This is a genomic window from Streptosporangium nondiastaticum, from assembly GCF_003011965.1.
GTDB classification, from domain to species: Bacteria; Actinomycetota; Actinomycetes; order Streptomycetales; family Streptomycetaceae; genus Streptomyces; species Streptomyces nondiastaticus.
In genome coordinates this window covers 58,955-78,188 of sequence record NZ_PXWG01000019.1, presented here as the reverse complement: position 1 = coordinate 78,188, position 19,234 = coordinate 58,955, and the positions used below count along the sequence as shown (strand labels likewise).

Below are 19,234 nucleotides of genomic sequence, written 5' to 3'. Positions count from 1 at the left end.
GGACTCGCCGCGGCCGGACCGCGCGGCGGAACTGCTGGATGGCGCGGAACGGCGGCCGGGTCCCGGCTGCTGCGCCGCGCGCCTGGCCGCGGCTCGTCCGCCGCCCTGAGGCTGCTGCGGCGGCTTGCGGCGGTGCTCGCTCATCGAACGACTACTCCTCGGGCAGGCACTATCGCCTGGAAGCGGCAGGTGGCTTGCGTTCCCCCCGATGCGCCGGACGGCTGCCTGAGGCAACCGGGCGCATTGCATACGGGACGAGGACGCCTGTCGCCGTCACTCGGTTCCCGCTGGTCTGCATGGCGCACAGACTACGCACGGCCAAATCGCGCCGACTCCGGATGTTCACTCCAATTCAGGCAGGTTGTGTCCCACGAATCGGTGATGTGACCTCGTTCACCGTGCCCCCTCTTGTCGCGTGCAGGTGGCCGTTCTATCGTCTGGATGTATCGAGTCGATACATCAGCTCGGCATAAAGGTCGGCTCGGCGTCGGCAAAAGGGACCAAAAAGGGACTAGGGATCACAAGGACTAGGCTGTGTGCGACAAGGAGGCGAAACATGAGCAGACGCTCCGGCATCCTCGAGTTCGCCGTCCTCGGCCTGCTCCGCGAGTCCCCGATGCACGGCTACGAGCTGCGGAAACGCTTGAACACCTCGCTCGGGGTGTTCCGTGCGTTCAGCTACGGCACCCTCTACCCCTGCCTGAAGGCCCTCGTGGCGAACGGCTGGCTGGTCGAGGAGCCCGGGAGCGCTCCGGAGGACGCTCGTGCGGCGTCCCTGGCCGGACGACGAGCGAAGATCGTCTACCGCCTGACGGCAGAGGGCAAGGAGCACTTCGAGGAGCTCCTCGCCCACACGGGTCCGGACACGTGGGAGGACGAGCACTTCGCCGCCCGCTTCGCGTTCTTCGGGCAGACCTCGCGGGACGTACGGATGCGCGTGCTGGAAGGCCGCCGCAGCCGTCTGGAGGAGCGCCTGGAGAAGATGCGCGCCTCCCTGGCCCGCACCCGGGAACGGCTGGACGACTACACCCTCGAGCTTCAGCGGCACGGCATGGAATCCGTGGAGCGCGAGGTCCGCTGGCTGAACGAGCTGATCGAGAGCGAGCGGGCCGGGCGTGACAAGCGCACCGGTCCGGACCAGTGAGCCCTGCACTCCGCAGGGCTTCGTCGAGTACTAACAGGGAGCAACCGGAATGGGTTCGGTTCGCGTAGCCATCGTCGGCGTGGGCAACTGCGCCGCCTCGCTGGTGCAGGGCGTCGAGTACTACAAGGACGCCGACCCGAACGGCCGCGTGCCGGGTCTGATGCACGTGCAGTTCGGCGACTACCACGTGGGTGACGTCGAGTTCGTCGCCGCCTTCGACGTCGACGCGAAGAAGGTCGGCCTCGACCTCGCGGACGCCATCGGCGCCAGCGAGAACAACACCATCAAGATCTGCGACGTGCCCGCGTCCGGCGTCACCGTCCAGCGCGGCCACACCCTCGACGGCCTCGGCAAGTACTACCGCGAGACCATCGAGGAGTCCGCCGAGGCTCCCGTCGACGTCGTCCAGGTCCTCAAGGACAAGCAGGTCGACGTCCTGGTGTGCTACCTCCCCGTGGGTTCCGAGGACGCCGCGAAGTTCTACGCGCAGTGCGCCATCGACGCCAAGGTCGCGTTCGTCAACGCCCTCCCGGTCTTCATCGCCGGCACCAAGGAGTGGGCGGACAAGTTCACCGAGGCCGGTGTCCCGATCGTCGGTGACGACATCAAGTCGCAGGTCGGCGCCACCATCACGCACCGCGTGATGGCCAAGCTGTTCGAGGACCGGGGCGTCATCCTGGACCGCACGATGCAGCTGAACGTCGGCGGCAACATGGACTTCAAGAACATGCTGGAGCGCGACCGCCTGGAGTCGAAGAAGATCTCCAAGACGCAGGCCGTCACCTCCCAGATCCCCGACCGCGACCTGGGCGAGAAGAACGTCCACATCGGTCCCTCGGACTACGTGGCCTGGCTCGACGACCGCAAGTGGGCCTACGTCCGCCTCGAGGGCCGCGCCTTCGGTGACGTCCCGCTGAACCTGGAGTACAAGCTCGAGGTCTGGGACTCCCCGAACTCCGCCGGTGTCATCATCGACGCCGTCCGCGCCGCGAAGATCGCCAAGGACCGCGGCATCGGCGGCCCGATCCTCTCCGCCTCCTCGTACTTCATGAAGTCGCCGCCGGTGCAGTACTTCGACGACGAGGCCCGCGAGAACGTCGAGAAGTTCATCAAGGGCGAGGTCGAGCGCTAAGCGTTCCGCTTCCGTTCCCCTCCTCGCGCAGGTCCCCGGGTTGTCCGCCCGGGGACCTGCGCGTTGTGTGAGGCTGTGACCATGCCCGTTGTGCGTGATCTTCGCGTCCTGCTCCGCCTTCGCGATTTCCGCCGCCTGCTGGCTGTCCGGCTCCTCTCCCAGGCCGCCGACGGGGTCTACCAGGTCGCGCTCGCCACCTACGTGGTCTTCTCCCCGGAGAAGCAGGCGTCCCCGACGGCGATCGCCTCGGCCATGGCCGTGCTCCTCCTGCCGTACTCCCTGCTGGGCCCCTTCGCCGGGGTGCTCCTGGACCGCCGGCGCCGCCGCCAGGTCCTGCTCCACGGCAACCTGCTGCGCACGGCCCTCGCCACGGTCACCGCCGTGCTCATCGTCGCGCGCGTCCCCGACTGGCTCTTCTACGTCTCCGCCCTGTCGGTCACCGCGGTCAACCGCTTCGTGCTCGCCGGGCTCTCCGCCTCCCTGCCGCGCGTGGTCGACTCGCGCGAGCGGCTGGTCATGGCCAACGCGCTCTCCCCCACCGCCGGGACGCTGGCGGCCACCGCGGGCGGCGGCCTCGCCTTCGCCGTGCGCCTGGCCGCCCCCGCGGGCACGGGGGCCGACGCCCTGGTCGTCCTGCTCGGCGCGAGCCTCTACCTGTGCGCCGCGATGTCCTCGCTGCTGATGCCCATCGATCTGCTCGGCCCTGACACACCGGTCGCCCGCCGGCTGGGCGAGGCCCTGACCGGCACCGCGCGCGGCCTGGCCGCGGGCCTGCGCCACCTCGCCGAGCGCCGCACGGCCGCCCACGCGCTCGGCGCCATGGCCCTGATGCGCTTCTGCTACGGCGCCCTGACCGTCACCGTGCTGATGCTCTGCCGCTACGCGTGGGCCGGCACCGAGTCCGCGGGCCTGGCCCTGCTGGGGCTCGCCGTCGCGGTATCGGGAGCGGGGTTCTTCGTGGCGGCCCTCGTCACCCCCTGGGCGGTGTCCCGGCTGGGCCGCCTCGGCTGGATGATCGCCTGCGCGGCCGCCGCGGCGGTGCTGGAACCCGCGCTCGGCCTGCCCTTCGAGCGCGTGCCCATGCTGATCGCCGCCTTCGTCCTCGGCCTCGTCACCCAGGGCGCGAAGATCGCCACGGACACGATCGTCCAGGCCGCGGTGGACGACGCCTTCCGGGGCCGGATCTTCTCCCTCTACGACGTCCTCTTCAACGTCGCCTTCGTGGGTGCGGCCGGGGTGGCGGCCCTGATGCTGCCGCCCGACGGCCGCTCGGGCCTGCTGGTGTCCGCCGTCGCCGTGCTCTACGCGGTGGTCGCCGTCGCGCTCGCGGGCCTCCGGCGGCGCGCGGACGCATAGGACGAGGGCCGTGGTGTTTCACGTGAAACACCACGGCCCTCGGTTTCACGTGAAACAGGCACGTGCCGGAGCGGTCAGCCCTGAGCCGCCCACCACTCCTTGAGCGCGGCGACGGCCTCGTCGTGAGACATCGGGCCGTGCTCCAGCCGCATCTCCAGCATGTGCTTGTACGCCTTGCCGACCTGCGGGCCGGGGCCCACGCCCAGGATCTCCATGATCTGGTTGCCGTCCAGATCCGGCCGGATCGCGTCCAGCTCCTCCTGCTCCTGCAGGCGGGCGATGCGCTCCTCCAGACCGTCGTACGCCCGGGAGAGCGCATTGGCCTTGCGCTTGTTGCGCGTCGTGCAGTCGGAGCGGGTCAGCTTGTGGAGCCGGTCCAGCAGGGGGCCCGCGTCCCGCACGTACCGGCGCACGGCGGAGTCGGTCCACTCACCGGTGCCGTAGCCGTGGAAGCGCAGGTGCAGCTCCACCAGCTTGGTGACGTCCTTCACCAGCTCGTTGGAGTACTTGAGCTTGGTCATGCGCGCCTTGGTCATCTTGGCGCCCACCACCTCGTGGTGGTGGAAGGAGACACGGCCGTCCTTCTCGAAGCGGCGCGTCCGCGGCTTGCCGATGTCGTGCAGCAGGGCGGCGAGGCGCAGCACCAGGTCGGGGCCGCCGCCGGGCTGGTCGCGCGGGGCCTCCAGGGCGATGGCCTGCTCCAGGACGGTGAGCGTGTGCTCGTAGACGTCCTTGTGGCGGTGGTGCTCGTCGCGCTCCAGGCGCAGGGCGGGCAGCTCGGGCAGGACCAGGGCGGCGAGCCCGGTGTCGACGAGCAGCTTCAGGCCCTTGCGCGGGTGGTCGGAGAGGATCAGCTTGTTGAGCTCGTCCCGGACCCGCTCGGCGGAGACGATCTCCAGCCGGCCGGACATCTCCGTCATCGCGGTGACGACCTCGGGCGCGACCTCGAAGTCGAGCTGTGCGGCGAAGCGGGCGGCCCGCATCATGCGCAGCGGGTCGTCGGAGAAGGACTCCTCCGGGGTGCCGGGGGTGCGCAGGACGCGCGCGGCGAGGTCCTCCAGGCCGTTGTGCGGGTCGATGAACTCCTTCTCCGGCAGCGCGACGGCCATGGCGTTCACCGTGAAGTCGCGGCGGACGAGGTCTTCCTCGATGGAGTCGCCGTAGGAGACCTCCGGCTTGCGGGAGGTCCGGTCGTAGGCTTCCGACCGATATGTCGTGACCTCAATATCGAAGTCCGCTTTGCGGCAGCCGACGGTGCCGAAGGCGATGCCGACCTCCCAGACGGCGTCCGCCCAGGGCCGGACGATCTTCAGGACGTCCTCGGGGCGGGCGTCCGTCGTGAAGTCCAGGTCGTTGCCGAGCCGGCCGAGCAGCGCGTCCCGTACGGATCCGCCGACCAGGGCAAGCGTGAACCCGGCTTCCTGGAATCGGCGGGCGAGGTCGTCGGCCACGGGGGAGACCCGCAGGAGCTCGCTCACGGCACGGCGCTGCACGTGGTTGAGCTCGTTGGTCGACGACTGGGTCAGGCTGTCATTGTTGGCGTTCGGCACAACAGAAGAGGGTACGTGGCTGCGCGCCCCGGGGCCTCCCGGTTACGGACGCATGGCGCAGGCCACACAAAGCGGGCGCAGCTGGGACATCGGGCCGACTGCGCGATCTTGTGGAGCGGTCCACGGCACTTCGTCACAGCGGGCCTCGTTACCATTCGTGGACGCACAACCGACGACCACTGACGACGACGAGGGACGGGCGAGCGCGTGGCCGAGGCGGCAGAGATCCAGGAGACCACCTCCGCTTCTGCCTGCCGGTTGTCCCGGCTCCTCACGGCGCTGCTGACGGGCGCGGCGCTGCTGTTCGGACTGGTGCAGCTGCCGGGCGCACAGCCCGCCCGCGCCGAGTCCGCCGGTTCCCGCCAGGTCGACGTCTCCATCAACACGCTGACCCCCGTCGCGCCGAAGCCGGACGACACGCTCACCGTCTCGGGCACCGTCACCAACAACGGCGGTTCGACCGTCTCCGACGCGCACGTCGGCCTGCGGGTGGGCGGCCAGCTCAACAGCCGGGTCGACGCCGACGAGATCGGCAACCGCTCCCCCTTCTCGCCCGGCACCGACGGCGCCGAGATCGGCAAGCACACCCAGAAGCTCGACCGGCTCCCCCCGGGGGCCAGCCGCGAGTTCAGCATCTCGCTGCCGGCGAAGGACCTGGACCTGAGCAAGGACGCGGTCTACCAGCTGGGCGTCTCCCTGTCCGGGCACACCGCGGACCAGGGGTCCGAGCGGGTGCTGGGCATCGGCCGGACCCTGCTCCCCTGGCAGCCCTCCGGGATCGAGGGCAAGAAGACGCAGCTCACCTTCCTGTGGCCGCTGATCTCGGCGACCCACCTGACGGCGCGCACCGAGTCCGACCAGCAGCAGACGCCGATCTTCCCCAACGACGACCTGGCCGCGGAGCTGGCGCCGGGCGGGCGGCTGCAGCAGCTGGTCTCCCTGGGCAAGGGCCTGCACATCACCTGGGTGATCGACCCGGACCTGCTGGCCACGGTCGAGGCCATGACCAAGGCGTACCGGGTGGGCGGGCCGGACGGGAAGAACACCCCGGGCCGGGGCCAGGCGGTCGCCAAGCAGTGGCTCAGCCAGCTGCAGACCGCCGTCGCCGGCGACCAGGTGGTGGCGCTGCCCTTCGGCGACCCCGACCTCGCGTCGCTGGCCCACCACGGCAAGGACGTCTCGGGCTCCCTGAGCCACCTGCAGTCGGCCACGGAGCTCGCCTCGACGACCGTGGACACGATCCTCGGCGTGAAGCCGCGCACGGACTTCGCGTGGCCCGTCGACGGCGCCGTCGACTCGTCGGTCATCGACGTCGCCACCTCGGCCGGTTCCCACAACGTGATCGCCCGCAGCGACAGCTTCCGCGACCACACCTCGTACACTCCCACCGCGGCCCGCCAGATCGGCAGCGGCAACACGGCCGTCGTGGCGGACGCCCGGATGTCCACCGGCTTCCAGGGCGACCTCGTCCGCGCCGGCGAGTACTCGCTCGCCGTGCAGCGGTTCGCCGCCCAGAGCCTCCTGGTGAACCGGCAGGCGCCGGACAACGAGCGCAGCATCGTCGTGGCGCCGCAGCGCATGCCGACCGCGAGCCAGGCCCAGGCGATGGCCGCGGCGCTCGCCGGCATCTCCGACGGCCGCTGGACACAGCCGCTCAACTTGGGCGACGCGGCCGCCGCCAAGCCGGACCCCGACGCGAACCAGCAGGTGCCCGGCTCCGGCTCGTACCCGGACCGGCTGCGCGAGCAGGAGCTCTCCACCAAGGCCTTCCAGGAGATCCAGAAGACCCAGGCGACCCTGGACGGCTTCAAGGTCATCCTGACCTCGCAGGACCGCGTGGTGACCCCCTTCGGCAGCGCGATCATGCGCGAGATGTCGACCTCCTGGCGCGGCGACCCCAAGGGTGCCGCCGAGTTCCGGGAGTCCGTGCAGTCCTATCTGTACGGGCTCACCCGCCGGGTGGAGCTGATCAAGAAGTCCGACGTGACCCTGTCCGGGCGCAGCGCGACGATCCCGATGACGGTCCACAACGGCCTGCTGCAGGGGATCGAGGGGCTCCACCTGGTGCTGGAGTCCAGCCAGACGAACCGCCTGCAGATCGACCGGTCCCAGCCGGTGAAGATCAACGGCGGCCAGAACCAGTCGGTGAAGTTCGAGACGCGGGCCAACGCCAACGGCCCGGTGCGGGTGACGGCCCGGCTGTACACGGACGAGGGCCAGCCCTACGGCGACCCGGTCCTCTTTACTGTGCATGTCACGTCCATCACCCCTATGGTTCTCCTCGTCATCGCCGGAGGGGTGCTCCTGCTGGTCCTCGCGGGGCTCCGCATCTACATCAAGCGGAAGCGGTCCGCCGCCCGCACGGCCGACGGTGGCGGGCCCGGCGCGGACGGCGACGGGCCGGCGAGCGGTGGCCCGGACGACGGCCGGCCGGGGCAGCAGCCGGGTGACCCGGCCCCGGACACCGGATCGCATGACACGGAGCCATCCGGCTCGGGTGAGAAAGTGGAACGTTGACGCGTAGTGGGGCCGGCCGGCCGCGGACGATGAGGTGGGGTAGCGATGAACGCGCCGTACGACGGTGACCGCGGGCAGGGCGCGGGTGGTGAGCAGCGGGGTCAGTACCCGCCGCCCCCGCCTGCCCCCGGCACGCCCCGCCAGGGCCCGTACGCCCGGGACCCCTACCTGCGGGACGCCTACGCCTCCGAGCCCTACCCCGGCCACGACCCGGCCGCCCAGGACCCGGTGAGCGACGCGCTGTACGACCAGGCCGCGCCCCCGGCGCCGCCCGGCGCGTACCGCAACACCCATCCGGCGCAGCAGGGCCCCGGCACCGGCTCCCACTCGTGGCCCCCGGCCTCCGGACGGCCCGAGGGCGCGCCCGGCTTCCCGTCCTCCGCTGACGCCGACGCCACGCAGCCGTTCGCGGCCGTGGACGGCTTCGCCGACCGGCCGGGGGAGGGCGGCGGCCCCCGGCGGGACGCGTTCGCCCACCTCTACCGCGACCAGCAGCAGCCCTACGAGCCGCCGCGGCCGCCGGGGCAGCAGATCCCGGCGCCCGGGCAGTACGGCTCCCCCGTGCCGCCGCCGAAGGTGCCGGCCGCCGAGCCGGCCGCGGAGCCGGAGTCCGCGCCGGCCCCCCAGGCCAAGGGCGGCAAGGCCGCGAGCCTGCTGAAGTCGAGCGCGCTGATGGCGGCGGGCACGATGGTCTCCCGGCTTCTCGGCTTCGGCCGGAACCTCGTCATGGCGGCGGCGATCGGCGTCGGCACGCTGAACGACGACTACCAGGTCGCCAACGTCCTGCCGACGATGATCTACATCCTCGTGGGCGGCGGTGCACTCAACGCCGTCTTCATCCCCCAGCTCGTGCGGGCGATGAAGAACGACGACGACGGGGGCGAGGCCTACGCCAACCGCCTCCTGACCCTTGTCGTCGTGCTGCTGGCGGGTGTCACCACGGTCTGTGTGCTGGGAGCACCGCTCTTCATCCAGGCGATGTCACCCACCATCGCCGCCGACCCGCACCGGATGGACGTGGCGGTGGCGTTCGCCCGCTACTGCCTGCCCACGATGTTCTTCATGGGCGTGCACGTGGTGCTCGGCCAGATCCTCAACGCGCGCGGGAAGTTCGGCGCGATGATGTGGACCCCGGTCCTCAACAACATCATCATCATCGCCACCTTCGGCTCGTTCATCTGGGCCTTCGGTCCCTTCACCGGCAGCCACGTCGACGCGACCAACATCCCGGCCGAGGGCGTGCGGCTGATCGGCATCGGCACGCTGCTGGGCCTCGTCGTCCAGGCGCTGGCCATGCTTCCCTACCTGCGTGACGCCGGTTTCCGGATCCGGCCGCGCTTCGACTGGCGCGGCCAGGGCCTCGGCAAGGCCGCGGGCCTCGCCAAGTGGACGTTCTTCTTCGTCCTCGCCAACCAGCTCAGCATGGTCGTCGTCACGCAGCTCGCCACCAAGGCCGGTGCGCTGGCGGAGAAGGCCCACCACACCGGTACGGGCATCACCGCGTACAACTTCGCGCTGCAGCTCTGGCAGATGCCGCAGGCCATCATCACCGTCTCGGTGATGACCGCGGTGCTCCCCCGGATCTCCCGCGCGGCCCACGACGGCGACGCCTCCGCCGTCCGCGACGACCTCTCCCACGGTCTGCGCACCTCGGCCGTCGCCATCGTGCCGTGCGCCTTCGCCTTCCTGGCCCTGGGCGTCCCCATGTCCACGCTGATGTTCTCGGGCGGCTCGGGCGTCGAGGGCGCCACCAACATCGGCTTCATCCTGATGGCCTTCGGCCTCGGCCTGATCCCGTTCTCCGCCCAGTACGTCGTCCTGCGCGGGTTCTACGCCTACGAGGACACGCGGACACCCTTCTACAACACGCTGATCTGCTCCGCGGTCTTCGCAGCCGCCTCCGTCCTGAGCTACTTCGTCCTCCCCGCCCGCTGGGCCGTCGCCGGCATGGCCTTCTCCTACGGTCTCGGCTACGCCGTCGGCGTGGGTGTGGCGTGGCGCAGGCTGCGTACCCGGCTCGGCGGCGACCTGGACGGCTCGCGCGTCATCCGGACGTACGCCCGCCTGGCCGGCGCGTGCGTGCCCGCTGCCCTCATCAGCGGGGCCGTGTCCTACGGGATCGGCGAGGTTCTCGGCAGGGGCGTGCTCGGTTCGCTCGCTTCTCTGATCGGTGGTGGTCTCATCCTGATCGCCGTCTTCTACGTCGCCGCGAAGCGCATGCGGATCGAGGAGCTGACGGCCATGGTCGGTATGGTCCGCGGGCGCCTCGGACGCTGACGGGAGCACAACCTTCGCCCGCCGCCGTGTGTCGTGCATAGCGCCGGACTGTGGGCACAATTGTCTTGGCCGTGGACAGCGTGCAACGGATGGGGAGGCAGGAACGACGGTGGCAGAACGGAGCACAGCTGCCGTCGACGTGGCAGGCAACAGCGGCGGTGAGCCGCTGACCGCCAAGGCGGGCAAGGCCACGGCCGACGGGGCGGAGGCCGCGATCAAGGCCGGCACCCAGAAGGACACCGGGCGCCCGGACGGCAAGAAGACGGGCGCCGGGAAGCCCGCGCGCGACGACCGGGCCCCCGAGCTGCACAGCGGCCACAAGCTCGCCAGAAGGTACCGCCTGGAGGAGTGCGTCACCCGTCTGGAGGGATTCAGCAGCTGGCGTGCCGTGGACGAGAAGCTCCGCCGCGCCGTGGGCGTCCACCTGCTGCCCGCCGACCACCCGCGCGCCCGTCCCGTCCTCGCCGCCGCCCGCTCCGCCGCCCTCCTCGGCGACCCCCGCTTCGTCCAGGTCCTCGACGCCGTCGAGGAGAACGACCTGGTCTACGTCGTCCACGAGTGGCTGCCCGACGCCACCGAGCTCACCAACGTCCTCGCCGCCGGCCCCATGGAGCCGCACGACGCCTACCAGCTCGTGAGCCAGGTGTCCCAGGCCATGGCGGCGGCCCACCGCGAGGGCCTCGCGCACCTGCGCCTCCACCCCGGCTCCGTGCTGCGCACGGGCACCGGGCAGTACCGCATCCGCGGCCTCGCCGTCATGGCCGCCCTCCGGGGCATCACGTCCGACCGCCCCCAGCAGACCGACACCGAGGCCATCGGCGCGCTCCTCTACGCCGCGCTCACCCAGCGCTGGCCGTACGAGGACAGTGCCCACGGCCTGCCCGGCCTGCCCAAGGGGGTCGGCCTGATCGCCCCCGACCAGGTCCGCGCCGGCGTCCACCGCGGCCTGTCCGAGCTCGCCATGCGCGCGCTCGCGGGCGGCGGCTCCACCGCGTCGCGGCAGGAGCAGCCGTGCACGACGCCGGAAGAGCTGTCCAAGGCCGTCGCCGCCATGCCGCGCATCCGGCCCCCGGAGCCGTCCTTCACCCCGCCGCCGGGCGGCTACCCGCGCCCGCACGCCTACGGCCAGCAGCCGCCGCACGGTGGCGCTGCCACGGGCCCCATGCCGGTGCCCCCGCCGCCCCCGCTGCAGGGCCGCACGGGCCGGGCGCTCAAGTGGAGCGTCGCCGCCCTGCTGATCGCCGCCCTGGGCCTGGCCAGCTGGCAGCTCGCGGACACCCTCCTCAAGGACGGGCAGGAGGACCGCCCACAGATCTCCGACTCGACGAGCGACGACGGCTCGAAGCCGACGGGCGAACCCATAAAGATCGTCGACGCCAAGGAGTTCGCCCCGGACGGATCTCCGCAGGGTGCGGACCGGGTGAAGAACACCTACACGCAGAACGACAGCCGCAAGGAAGTCTGGCGCTCGCGCACCTACAACGAGGGCCCCTCCCTGGCGAGCTACAAGGGCGGCGTCGGCATCATCTACGACCTCGGCACCAAGCAGCAGATCAGCGCCGCGGACATCAAGCTGCTCTACGGCGGCGACCACACCGAGGTCACGCTCTACGCGGCGAAGTCCCTTTCCGGCTCCGAGTCGCTGAAGTCGATGAAGAAGCTCAAGACCAAGAGCACGTCGACCGATTCGGTAAATCTCTCTCTGGAGAAGCTCCCGGAGACCCGTTACGTCCTCCTGTGGATCACCGCGGCGCCTTACTCTGGCGCTGACAGTGACACCTACGCCGGCGCCGGTTACAAGCAGGGCATCACCAACGTGAAGTTCACCGGCTGACGCGCAGGACGGACCTCAGGGGGAGGGCTCGACGGTGGACGACGTCATGCGTGACGGCCTGAGCGACGCCGATCTCCTCGCCCGGCACGTCGCCGGGGACCCCGACGCCTTCGGCGTGATCGTGCGCCGGCACCGGGACCGCCTCTGGGCCGTGGCCCTGCGGACCCTCGGCGACCGGGAAGAGGCCGCGGACGCCGTGCAGGACGCCCTCGTCTCCGCCTACCGCGCCGCCCACACCTTCCGCGGGCAGTCCGCCGTCACCACCTGGCTGCACCGCATCACCGTCAACGCCTGCCTGGACCGCGCCCGCAAGGCCGCTTCCCGGCGTACGGCACCCCTCGCCGAGACCGAGCGGCTCGACCAGCTCATCGAGCCCCACGAGTCGGCCGCCGCACCCGCGGAGCGCGGGGACCTGCACCGGGAACTGCTGCAGGCGCTGTCCACCCTGCCTCCCGACCAGCGCGCGGCCCTCGTCCTCGTCGACATGCAGGGGTATCCCGTGGCCGAGGCGGCGGAAGTGCTCGACGTTCCCGTGGGCACGGTGAAGAGCCGCTGCGCACGGGGGAGAGCCCGGCTGCTGCCGATCCTCACCCATCTGCGTCCCGGTGGCGGGGGTAGCCCACCGTCCGACGGGGGAAGGAACCGGACGCAAGGGGCGTCCGTCCCACCACCGGCAGGACAGAGCGACGCAGATCCAGTGAAGGGCGGAGGTGGGCGAGCGTGACTTCGATGACCGGCACGGATGGGCACCCGGAGGTCGCGGAGATCTCCGCGCTCACCGAGGGCGTGCTCTCGCCGGCGCGCACCTCGGATGTCCGGGAGCACCTGGCGGGCTGCGAGCTCTGCGAGGACGTCCGCAGCTCCCTGGACGAGATCCGCGGCGCGCTCGGCACGCTCCCCGGCCCACCGCGGATGCCGGCGGACATCGCCGGACGCATCGACGCCGCCCTCGCCGCCGAGGCACTGCTGGACTCGACCACGCCGCCGTCGGGTGTCCGGGTGCCGGTCTCCGTTTCACGTGAAACAGAGACATACGAAACGACGCGGGAAACAGAGCCCCCGGCCCGCAACGTCGTTTCACGTGAAACGCACGACGCCGTTTCACGTGAAACAGGGTCCGCTCCCCGGAAGAGCGCGGCACGCGGGACCGGCCGGTCCCGCCCCGCCACCGGCCCCGGCCGGCAGACGCCGGCGCCCGGCACACCCGGCTCCAAGCGCACCCGGCGGCGCTGGCCCGCGGTGCTGCTCGGGAGCGCCTGCGTCGCCGCCGCGATCGGTGTGGGAGGGATCTTCCTGCAGTCCGGTGGCACGGACAGCTCCACACAGACCCCCGCCAAGGGCCGCGAGAGCAGTGCGACGGCGCCCTCCCTCGCCTCCGGCGATCTCACGGCACGGGTGCAGGAGCTTCTGAAGCCGTCGCCCTTCAGTGCCAACGAGTCCCGCGGGAAGACGGCCGAGAGCCCGGAGAACCCGCCTGGTACGACGCTCAGCGCCCCGAACGGCGCCGCCCCGCTCTGTGTGCGGCAGGGCACCGGGCGCTCGGAGCAGGTGCTGGTCTCCGAGCCGGAGACCTATCAGGGTGAGGACGCCTATCTCATCGTCCTGCCGCACCCCGGGGACGGCACGCTCGTCGACGCCTATGTGGTCTCCGCCACCTGCGTCGATGCCGGCGGCACCACGCCGGGCAAGGTACTGCTGAACGAGACGCTGCCACGCGCCTGAGCCCTACCGGCCGCAGCAGGCACCTACGGGAATGCCTGCACCGTAGGATCCGTTGGGTGGGGTGAAACCCCTCAAGGACCCGAGACAGCAGTCGGCAGACAAGGAAGACTCCCGTGAGCGACGTCCGCAACGTGATCATCATCGGCTCCGGGCCCGCGGGCTACACGGCCGCGCTCTACACCGCCCGCGCCTCGCTGAAGCCGCTGGTCTTCGAGGGCGCCGTGACCGCCGGTGGTGCCCTGATGAACACCACCGATGTCGAGAACTTCCCCGGCTTCCGTGACGGGATCATGGGTCCGGACCTCATGGACAACATGCGGGCACAGGCCGAGCGCTTCGGCGCCGAGCTGATCCCGGACGACGTCGTCGCGGTCGACCTGAGCGAAGAGATCAAGACCGTCACGGACTCCGCGGGCACCGTCCACCGCGCCAAGGCCGTGATCGTCACGACCGGCTCGCAGCACCGCAAGCTCGGTCTGCCCCGCGAGGACGAGCTGTCGGGCCGGGGTGTCTCCTGGTGCGCCACCTGTGACGGCTTCTTCTTCAAGGACCACGACATCGCCGTCATCGGCGGCGGCGACACCGCGATGGAGGAGGCCACCTTCCTCTCGCGCTTCGCCAAGTCCGTCACCGTGGTCCACCGCCGTGACACCCTGCGCGCCAGCAAGGCCATGCAGGAGCGCGCCTTCGCCGACCCGAAGATCTCCTTCGTGTGGGACAGCGAGGTCGCCGAGATCCACGGCGAGAACAAGCTCTCGGGCCTGACCCTGCGCAACCTCAAGAGCGGCGAGACCTCCGAGCTGCCGGTGACCGGTCTGTTCATCGCGATCGGCCACGACCCGCGCACCGAGCTCTTCAAGGGCCAGCTGGAGCTGGACGACGAGGGCTACCTCAAGGTGGACGCCCCCTCGACCCGCACCAACCTGACCGGTGTGTTCGCCGCCGGTGACGTCGTGGACCACACCTACCGCCAGGCGATCACCGCCGCCGGTACGGGCTGCTCCGCCGCGCTGGACGCCGAGCGCTTCCTCGCCTCCCTCTCGGACAGCGAGCACGTCCGCGAGCCCGAGAAGACCGCCTGACCTGCCCTTCCCCCCAACCCTCCCCACGCAAGAATTGAAGGAGACCTCCGTGGCTCTCAAGGCTGTGACCGACAAGACCTTCGACGAGGACGTCCTCAAGAGCGACAAGCCCGTTCTGGTGGACTTCTGGGCCGAGTGGTGCGGCCCGTGCCGCCAGATCGCCCCCTCCCTGGAGGCCATCGCGGCCGAGCACGGCGACAAGCTGGAGATCGTCAAGCTCAACATCGACGAGAACCCGACCACTGCCGCCAAGTACGGCGTGATGTCGATCCCGACGCTCAACGTCTACCAGGGTGGCGAGGTCGTCCAGACGATCGTCGGCGCCAAGCCGAAGGCGGCTCTGGAGCGCGAGCTGGACAGCTTCCTCAGCGAGAAGTGAGGCAGCCGAGCGCACTGCTCGGTTTCACGTGAAACGGGTCCGTCCCTCCAGGGGACGGACCCGTTCGCGTTTGCGGCAGCCCCTCACAGCGGCCGGAGCGCCGGCTCCTTCTGGACCGCCCCCAGCAGCCGGTCCAGCGCCAGCTCGACGTCCTCCTTCCAGGAGAGCGCCGTCCTGAGCTCCAGCCGCAGCCGCGGATAGCGAGGGTGCGGCCGCACTGTCTTGAAGCCGACGGCCAGCAGATGGTCCGCCGGCAGCACACAGGCCGGCTCCTTCCAGCGCGCGTCGGCGAAGGCCTCGATGGCCTTGAATCCCCGCCGCAGGACGTCCTTGGCGACGGTCTGCACCATGACCCTGCCGAGGCCCTGCCCCTGGAAGCCGGGGGTCAGCCACGCCGTCATCAGCTGGACCGCGTCCGCTGCGACAGGGCTGGTGGAGAAGGCGGCCGAGCGGGGGACATAGGCGGGTGGTGCGTAGAGCACAAAGCCCACCGGGACCTCGTCGACGTACACCACACGACCGCAGGATCCCCATTCGAGGAGGACGCCGGAGATCCAGGCCTCCTTCTCCAGCTCGGGCCGGCCCGCCTTCAGCGCGGCCTCACCGCTTACCGGGTCGAGTTCCCAGAAGACGCAGGAGCGACAGCGCTGGGGGAGGTCCGGGAGATTGTCCAGCGTGAGCGGTACGAGCCGACGCCCCATGGAGCCAATTCCTCACTTCCGTCGCGTGCCATACCCCGGGCGGCGCTCAATGCGCTCCGCTCCCAGAGGAGGCTGCCGACGAATCCGCCGACTGCTCCCAGGCCGAAGCCTGTTGCCACCAGTCCGGTCCGGCCCACCCTTCGCATGGCCCCGCCCCTCCGCGAACTGTGTCAACGTGGTTGCGCCATACCCCAACGCATCGTATCCGGGCAGGGGTTGAGCGAACAGCGTGACAAGGCAAAGGGCGGGTGGTGTTTCACGTGAAACACCACCCGCCCTTCAGCTTCGGGCTTCAGCCCTCTGCCGCTCCTCAGTCCTCGTCGGCGGAGAGCTTCTGCTCCATGACCCGGCCCTCACCCGGGGCGAGCGTGCCCAGGATGCGCTCCAGGTCCTCCATCGAGGCGAACTCGACGACGATCTTGCCCTTCTTCTGGCCCAGATCCACCTTCACCCGGGTCTCGAAGCGGTCCGACAGCCGGGTCGCCAGATCGGTGAGCGCCGGGGAGACCCGGGCGCCCGCACGCGGGCCCTTGGGCTTGGCCGAGCCCTTCGTCTCCCGCTTCAGCAGGGTCACGATCTCTTCCACGGAACGCACCGACAGCCCCTCGGCCACGATGCGCGTGGCGATCCGGACCTGTTCCTCGTGGTCCTCGACCGAGATCAGTGCCCGGGCGTGTCCGGCCATCAGCACGCCGGACGCGACCTTCTTCTGCACCTCGGGAGAGAGCTTGAGCAGCCGCAGCGTGTTGGACACCAGAGAACGCGACCGCCCGATGCGGTCCGCCAGCTCCTCATGGGTGCAGTTGAAGTCCTTGAGCAGCTGGTCGTACGCAGCCGCCTCCTCAAGGGGGTTCAGCTGCGCGCGGTGCAGGTTCTCCAGGAGCGCGTCGAGCAGGAGCTTCTCGTCCTCGGTCGCCCGGACGATGGCCGGGATGGCCTCCAGGCCGGCTTCCCTGGAAGCCCGCCACCGGCGCTCGCCCATGATGAGCTCGTAGCGCTCGGGACCCACACGCCGTACGACCACGGGCTGGAGCAGACCCACCTCACGAATGGAGTGGACCAGCTCGGCCATGGCATCCGGATTGAAATCGTCCCTCGGCTGCCGCGGATTGGGCGTGATCGCATCCAGGGGCAGCTCAGCGAAGTACGCCCCGGCTCCCCGGATCTCCTCCGCCTCCGTTTCACGTGAAACAGCGACGTCCTTCACCGGCAGCGCGGTGACCTTGGCCGCCGCCAGCCCTCGCTCCGGCGTGAGAACCGGCATCGCGGCGGGGGACGTCGCGCCCGGCCCCACGGCCGTGCCGGCGCCCTCCGATGCCTTCGGTGCCGCTGGAATCAGGGCACCGAGCCCACGGCCCAGTCCTCTACGTCGATCGCTCACTGCAGCCCCTCCGACATGCTGTGCTGGTCTTGCTGTTGTTGACGGCCCACCAAGTGAGCCCTACTGCCGTCGTAACGTACGCCGACCCCCCGCAGCGCGATCTCCCGGGCCGCCTCCAGATAGGAGAGCGCTCCGCTGGAACCCGGGTCGTACGTCAGCACCGTCTGCCCGTAGCTGGGCGCCTCCGAGATGCGGACGGACCGGGGAATGCTGGTCCGCAGCACCTCGTGGCCGAAGTGGGTGCGCACTTCCTCGGCCACCTGGGAGGCCAGCCGGGTCCGCCCGTCGTACATCGTCAGGAGGATCGTCGAGACGTGGAGCTTGGGGTTGAGGTGCCCCCGCACCAGCTCGACGTTGCGCAGCAGCTGGCCGAGGCCCTCCAGGGCGTAGTACTCGCACTGGATGGGGATCAGCACCTCGGCGCCCGCGACCAGGGCGTTGACCGTCAGCAGGCCGAGCGAGGGCGGGCAGTCGATGAGGATGTAGTCCAGCGGCTGCTCGTAGGCCTTGATCGCGCGGTCGAGCCGGCTCTCACGGGCGACGAGGGAGACCAGCTCGATCTCGGCGCCCGCCAGGTCGATCGTGGCGGGCGCGCAGAAGAGGCCCTCCACGTCGACGACCGGCTGCACCACGTCGGCGAGCTTCTTGCTGTCCACCAGGACGTCGTAGATCGACGGGACCTCGGCGTGGTGGTCGATGCCCAGTGCCGTGGACGCATTGCCCTGGGGGTCGAGGTCGATGACCAGGACACGGTTGCCGTGCAGGGCCAGGGAGGCCGCCAGGTTCACGGTCGTGGTGGTCTTGCCCACGCCGCCCTTCTGATTGGCGACCACCATGACCCGGGTCTGCTCCGGCCGGGGCATCGGCGGCGGTGTTTCACGTGAAACCGAGCCGACGAGTTCATTCACGGGCAGCACCCCGGGATCAGCCGACGGTTCGGGGTCGGCGGGACGGGGACCGGGGACCGGATCGGCCATCGGCCCCGCGATATTGGCGTCGGACCGCAAGGATTCACTCTCCTCGACATCAGGCTCGCAATGGACAGAGCCTGCCATGCTTTCGGGGTTGTGAACCAGCGAGGGCCGTTCTCCTGTGGATGAATCCAGCATTCCTGTGGATACACCAGCGTCGCCGGGGCGATCGGCGTGCTCGGCCGTCCGCTGGCCGCGCGGCACGGCCGCGCGGCCCCGGTCGATGATTCCCTGCAGCAAGGAGCGTCGTTTCACGTGAAACACGATGCAGCGCACGCACTGCACCTCGGCGACGACACTCCGTTATGGATAGGTTTGGCAGGTTGTATGGAGCATTGCTCTACTCCACCGGGGTGACCCCAGGACGAGTGAACTCAGCGCCGGCGGCGCGAGCGTCCCGCGGCCTTGGCCCGCTTGGCGGCGAAGCGCACACCACCGGGGCTCTCCCCCACCTCGACCCGGACCAGCGTGGACGGCGGGTCCACGATGCCCTGACCGACCTGCAGGATCGAGGTCCGGACCACACCGAGCTTGCTGAGCGCCGCACGCGCGCCCTTCAGCTCCTCCTCCGCGGTGTCGCCCTTGAGGGCGAGCATCTCGCCGTACGGCCGCAGCAGGGGCACGCCCCAGCCCGCGAGCCGGTCCAGCGGAGCCACGGCCCGCGCGGTGACGACGTGCACCGGCTGCACCTTGCCGAGCATCTCCTCGGCGCGGCCACGGACGACCGTGACGTGGTCCAGGCCCAGCAGCTCGACGACCTCCTGCAGGAAGGTCGTACGGCGCAGCAGGGGCTCCAGGAGGGTGATCTGGAGGTCCGGCCGGACCAGGGCCAGCGGGATGCCGGGCAGCCCGGCCCCGGAGCCCACGTCGCACACGGAAACGCCGTCCGGGACGGCCTCGGCGAGCACCGCGCAGTTCAGCAGGTGCCGTTCCCACAGTCGCGGAACCTCACGGGGACCGATGAGACCGCGCCGCACGCCCGCGTCCGCGAGCACCTCGGCGTACCGAACGGCCTCCGGCAGGCGGTCACCGAATACCTCCCGTGCCTCCGGGGGCGCCGGGGGGAGCTCCGCTGCCTCATCCACGGGAAACCGTCCTTCCGTACGACGTCTCTCTGAGCATCACTGGGATTCAGAGTCTGAATATCAGGCTGACAAGGATCGGCCCCGCCTGCGAGCAGACGGGGCC

14 protein-coding genes and 1 pseudogene are annotated in these 19,234 nt (G+C 70.5%); 10 read left to right on the top strand and 5 right to left on the bottom strand.

The annotated features are described in order from the left end of the window. The first annotated feature begins 556 nt into the window (after positions 1-556). The 3 genes from B7P34_RS11230 to B7P34_RS11220 all read left to right on the top strand — a co-directional run bounded on the left by B7P34_RS11230 (position 557) and on the right by B7P34_RS11220 (position 3,632). Positions 557-1,144: a PadR family transcriptional regulator gene (locus B7P34_RS11230; RefSeq protein WP_030366826.1), complete on the top strand. Its 588-nt coding sequence runs from the start codon at positions 557-559 to the stop codon at positions 1,142-1,144. 49 nt (positions 1,145-1,193) lie between these two features. Continuing rightward, on the top strand, positions 1,194-2,276 hold the full coding sequence (locus tag B7P34_RS11225) for an inositol-3-phosphate synthase (protein ID WP_106675703.1): 1,083 nt from the start codon (positions 1,194-1,196) through the stop codon (positions 2,274-2,276). 90 nt (positions 2,277-2,366) lie between these two features. Then, positions 2,367-3,632, top strand: a complete 1,266-nt coding sequence (locus B7P34_RS11220) for an MFS transporter (protein ID WP_223267735.1) — start codon at positions 2,367-2,369, stop codon at positions 3,630-3,632. A 74-nt stretch (positions 3,633-3,706) separates the two neighbouring features. Here the strand turns inward: B7P34_RS11220 and B7P34_RS11215 are convergent, their stop codons facing one another. Next, positions 3,707-5,182 (bottom strand): CCA tRNA nucleotidyltransferase, encoded by a 1,476-nt coding sequence (locus tag B7P34_RS11215; protein ID WP_106675701.1) that lies wholly within the window; start codon positions 5,180-5,182, stop codon positions 3,707-3,709. A gap of 207 nt (positions 5,183-5,389) precedes the next feature. On the opposite strand from B7P34_RS11215, the gene B7P34_RS11210 reads away from it, so the two are divergent. The 7 genes from B7P34_RS11210 to trxA all read left to right on the top strand — a co-directional run bounded on the left by B7P34_RS11210 (position 5,390) and on the right by trxA (position 14,993). Further along, on the top strand, positions 5,390-7,699 hold the full coding sequence (locus B7P34_RS11210) for a DUF6049 family protein (RefSeq protein ID WP_189382678.1): 2,310 nt from the start codon (positions 5,390-5,392) through the stop codon (positions 7,697-7,699). 45 nt (positions 7,700-7,744) lie between these two features. Then, complete coding sequence (murJ, locus tag B7P34_RS11205) at positions 7,745-9,976, top strand: murein biosynthesis integral membrane protein MurJ (protein ID WP_106675700.1); 2,232 nt, start codon at positions 7,745-7,747, stop codon at positions 9,974-9,976. 109 nt (positions 9,977-10,085) lie between these two features. After that, the gene (locus tag B7P34_RS11200; RefSeq protein WP_106675699.1) at positions 10,086-11,810 is read left to right on the top strand and encodes a protein kinase family protein; all 1,725 of its coding nucleotides are present in this window, start codon (positions 10,086-10,088) and stop codon (positions 11,808-11,810) included. Positions 11,811-11,856: 46 nt separating this feature from the next. Further along, on the top strand, positions 11,857-12,534 hold the full coding sequence (gene sigM / locus B7P34_RS11195) for an RNA polymerase sigma factor SigM (protein WP_106675709.1): 678 nt from the start codon (positions 11,857-11,859) through the stop codon (positions 12,532-12,534). 5 nt (positions 12,535-12,539) lie between these two features. After that, positions 12,540-13,532, top strand: coding sequence for a zf-HC2 domain-containing protein (locus B7P34_RS11190; RefSeq protein ID WP_223267734.1), 993 nt, complete (start codon positions 12,540-12,542; stop codon positions 13,530-13,532). 113 nt (positions 13,533-13,645) lie between these two features. Next, the gene (gene trxB, locus B7P34_RS11185) at positions 13,646-14,614 is read left to right on the top strand and encodes a thioredoxin-disulfide reductase (protein ID WP_106675697.1); all 969 of its coding nucleotides are present in this window, start codon (positions 13,646-13,648) and stop codon (positions 14,612-14,614) included. A 49-nt stretch (positions 14,615-14,663) separates the two neighbouring features. Continuing rightward, positions 14,664-14,993: a thioredoxin gene (gene trxA, locus B7P34_RS11180; protein ID WP_106675696.1), complete on the top strand. Its 330-nt coding sequence runs from the start codon at positions 14,664-14,666 to the stop codon at positions 14,991-14,993. Positions 14,994-15,076: 83 nt separating this feature from the next. Here the strand turns inward: trxA and B7P34_RS11175 are convergent, their stop codons facing one another. From B7P34_RS11175 to rsmG, 4 genes and pseudogenes are all read right to left on the bottom strand, one after another. Then, a complete protein-coding gene (locus B7P34_RS11175; protein WP_030366837.1) occupies positions 15,077-15,694 on the bottom strand; it encodes a GNAT family N-acetyltransferase in 618 nt (205 codons plus the stop codon). Positions 15,695-16,004: 310 nt separating this feature from the next. Next, positions 16,005-17,075 carry a ParB/RepB/Spo0J family partition protein gene (locus tag B7P34_RS11170; RefSeq protein ID WP_106675695.1) on the bottom strand — a complete coding sequence of 357 codons (1,071 nt, stop codon included), beginning with the start codon at positions 17,073-17,075 and terminating at the stop codon, positions 16,005-16,007. An 86-nt stretch (positions 17,076-17,161) separates the two neighbouring features. Beyond that, a pseudogene (locus B7P34_RS11165) lies at positions 17,162-17,938 on the bottom strand (ParA family protein); the annotation flags it as partial. Positions 17,939-18,420: 482 nt separating this feature from the next. Further along, entirely contained in the window at positions 18,421-19,131 is a 711-nt protein-coding gene (gene rsmG / locus B7P34_RS11160) for a 16S rRNA (guanine(527)-N(7))-methyltransferase RsmG (RefSeq protein ID WP_030366840.1), read from the bottom strand. Between the last annotated feature and the right edge of the window lie 103 nt (positions 19,132-19,234).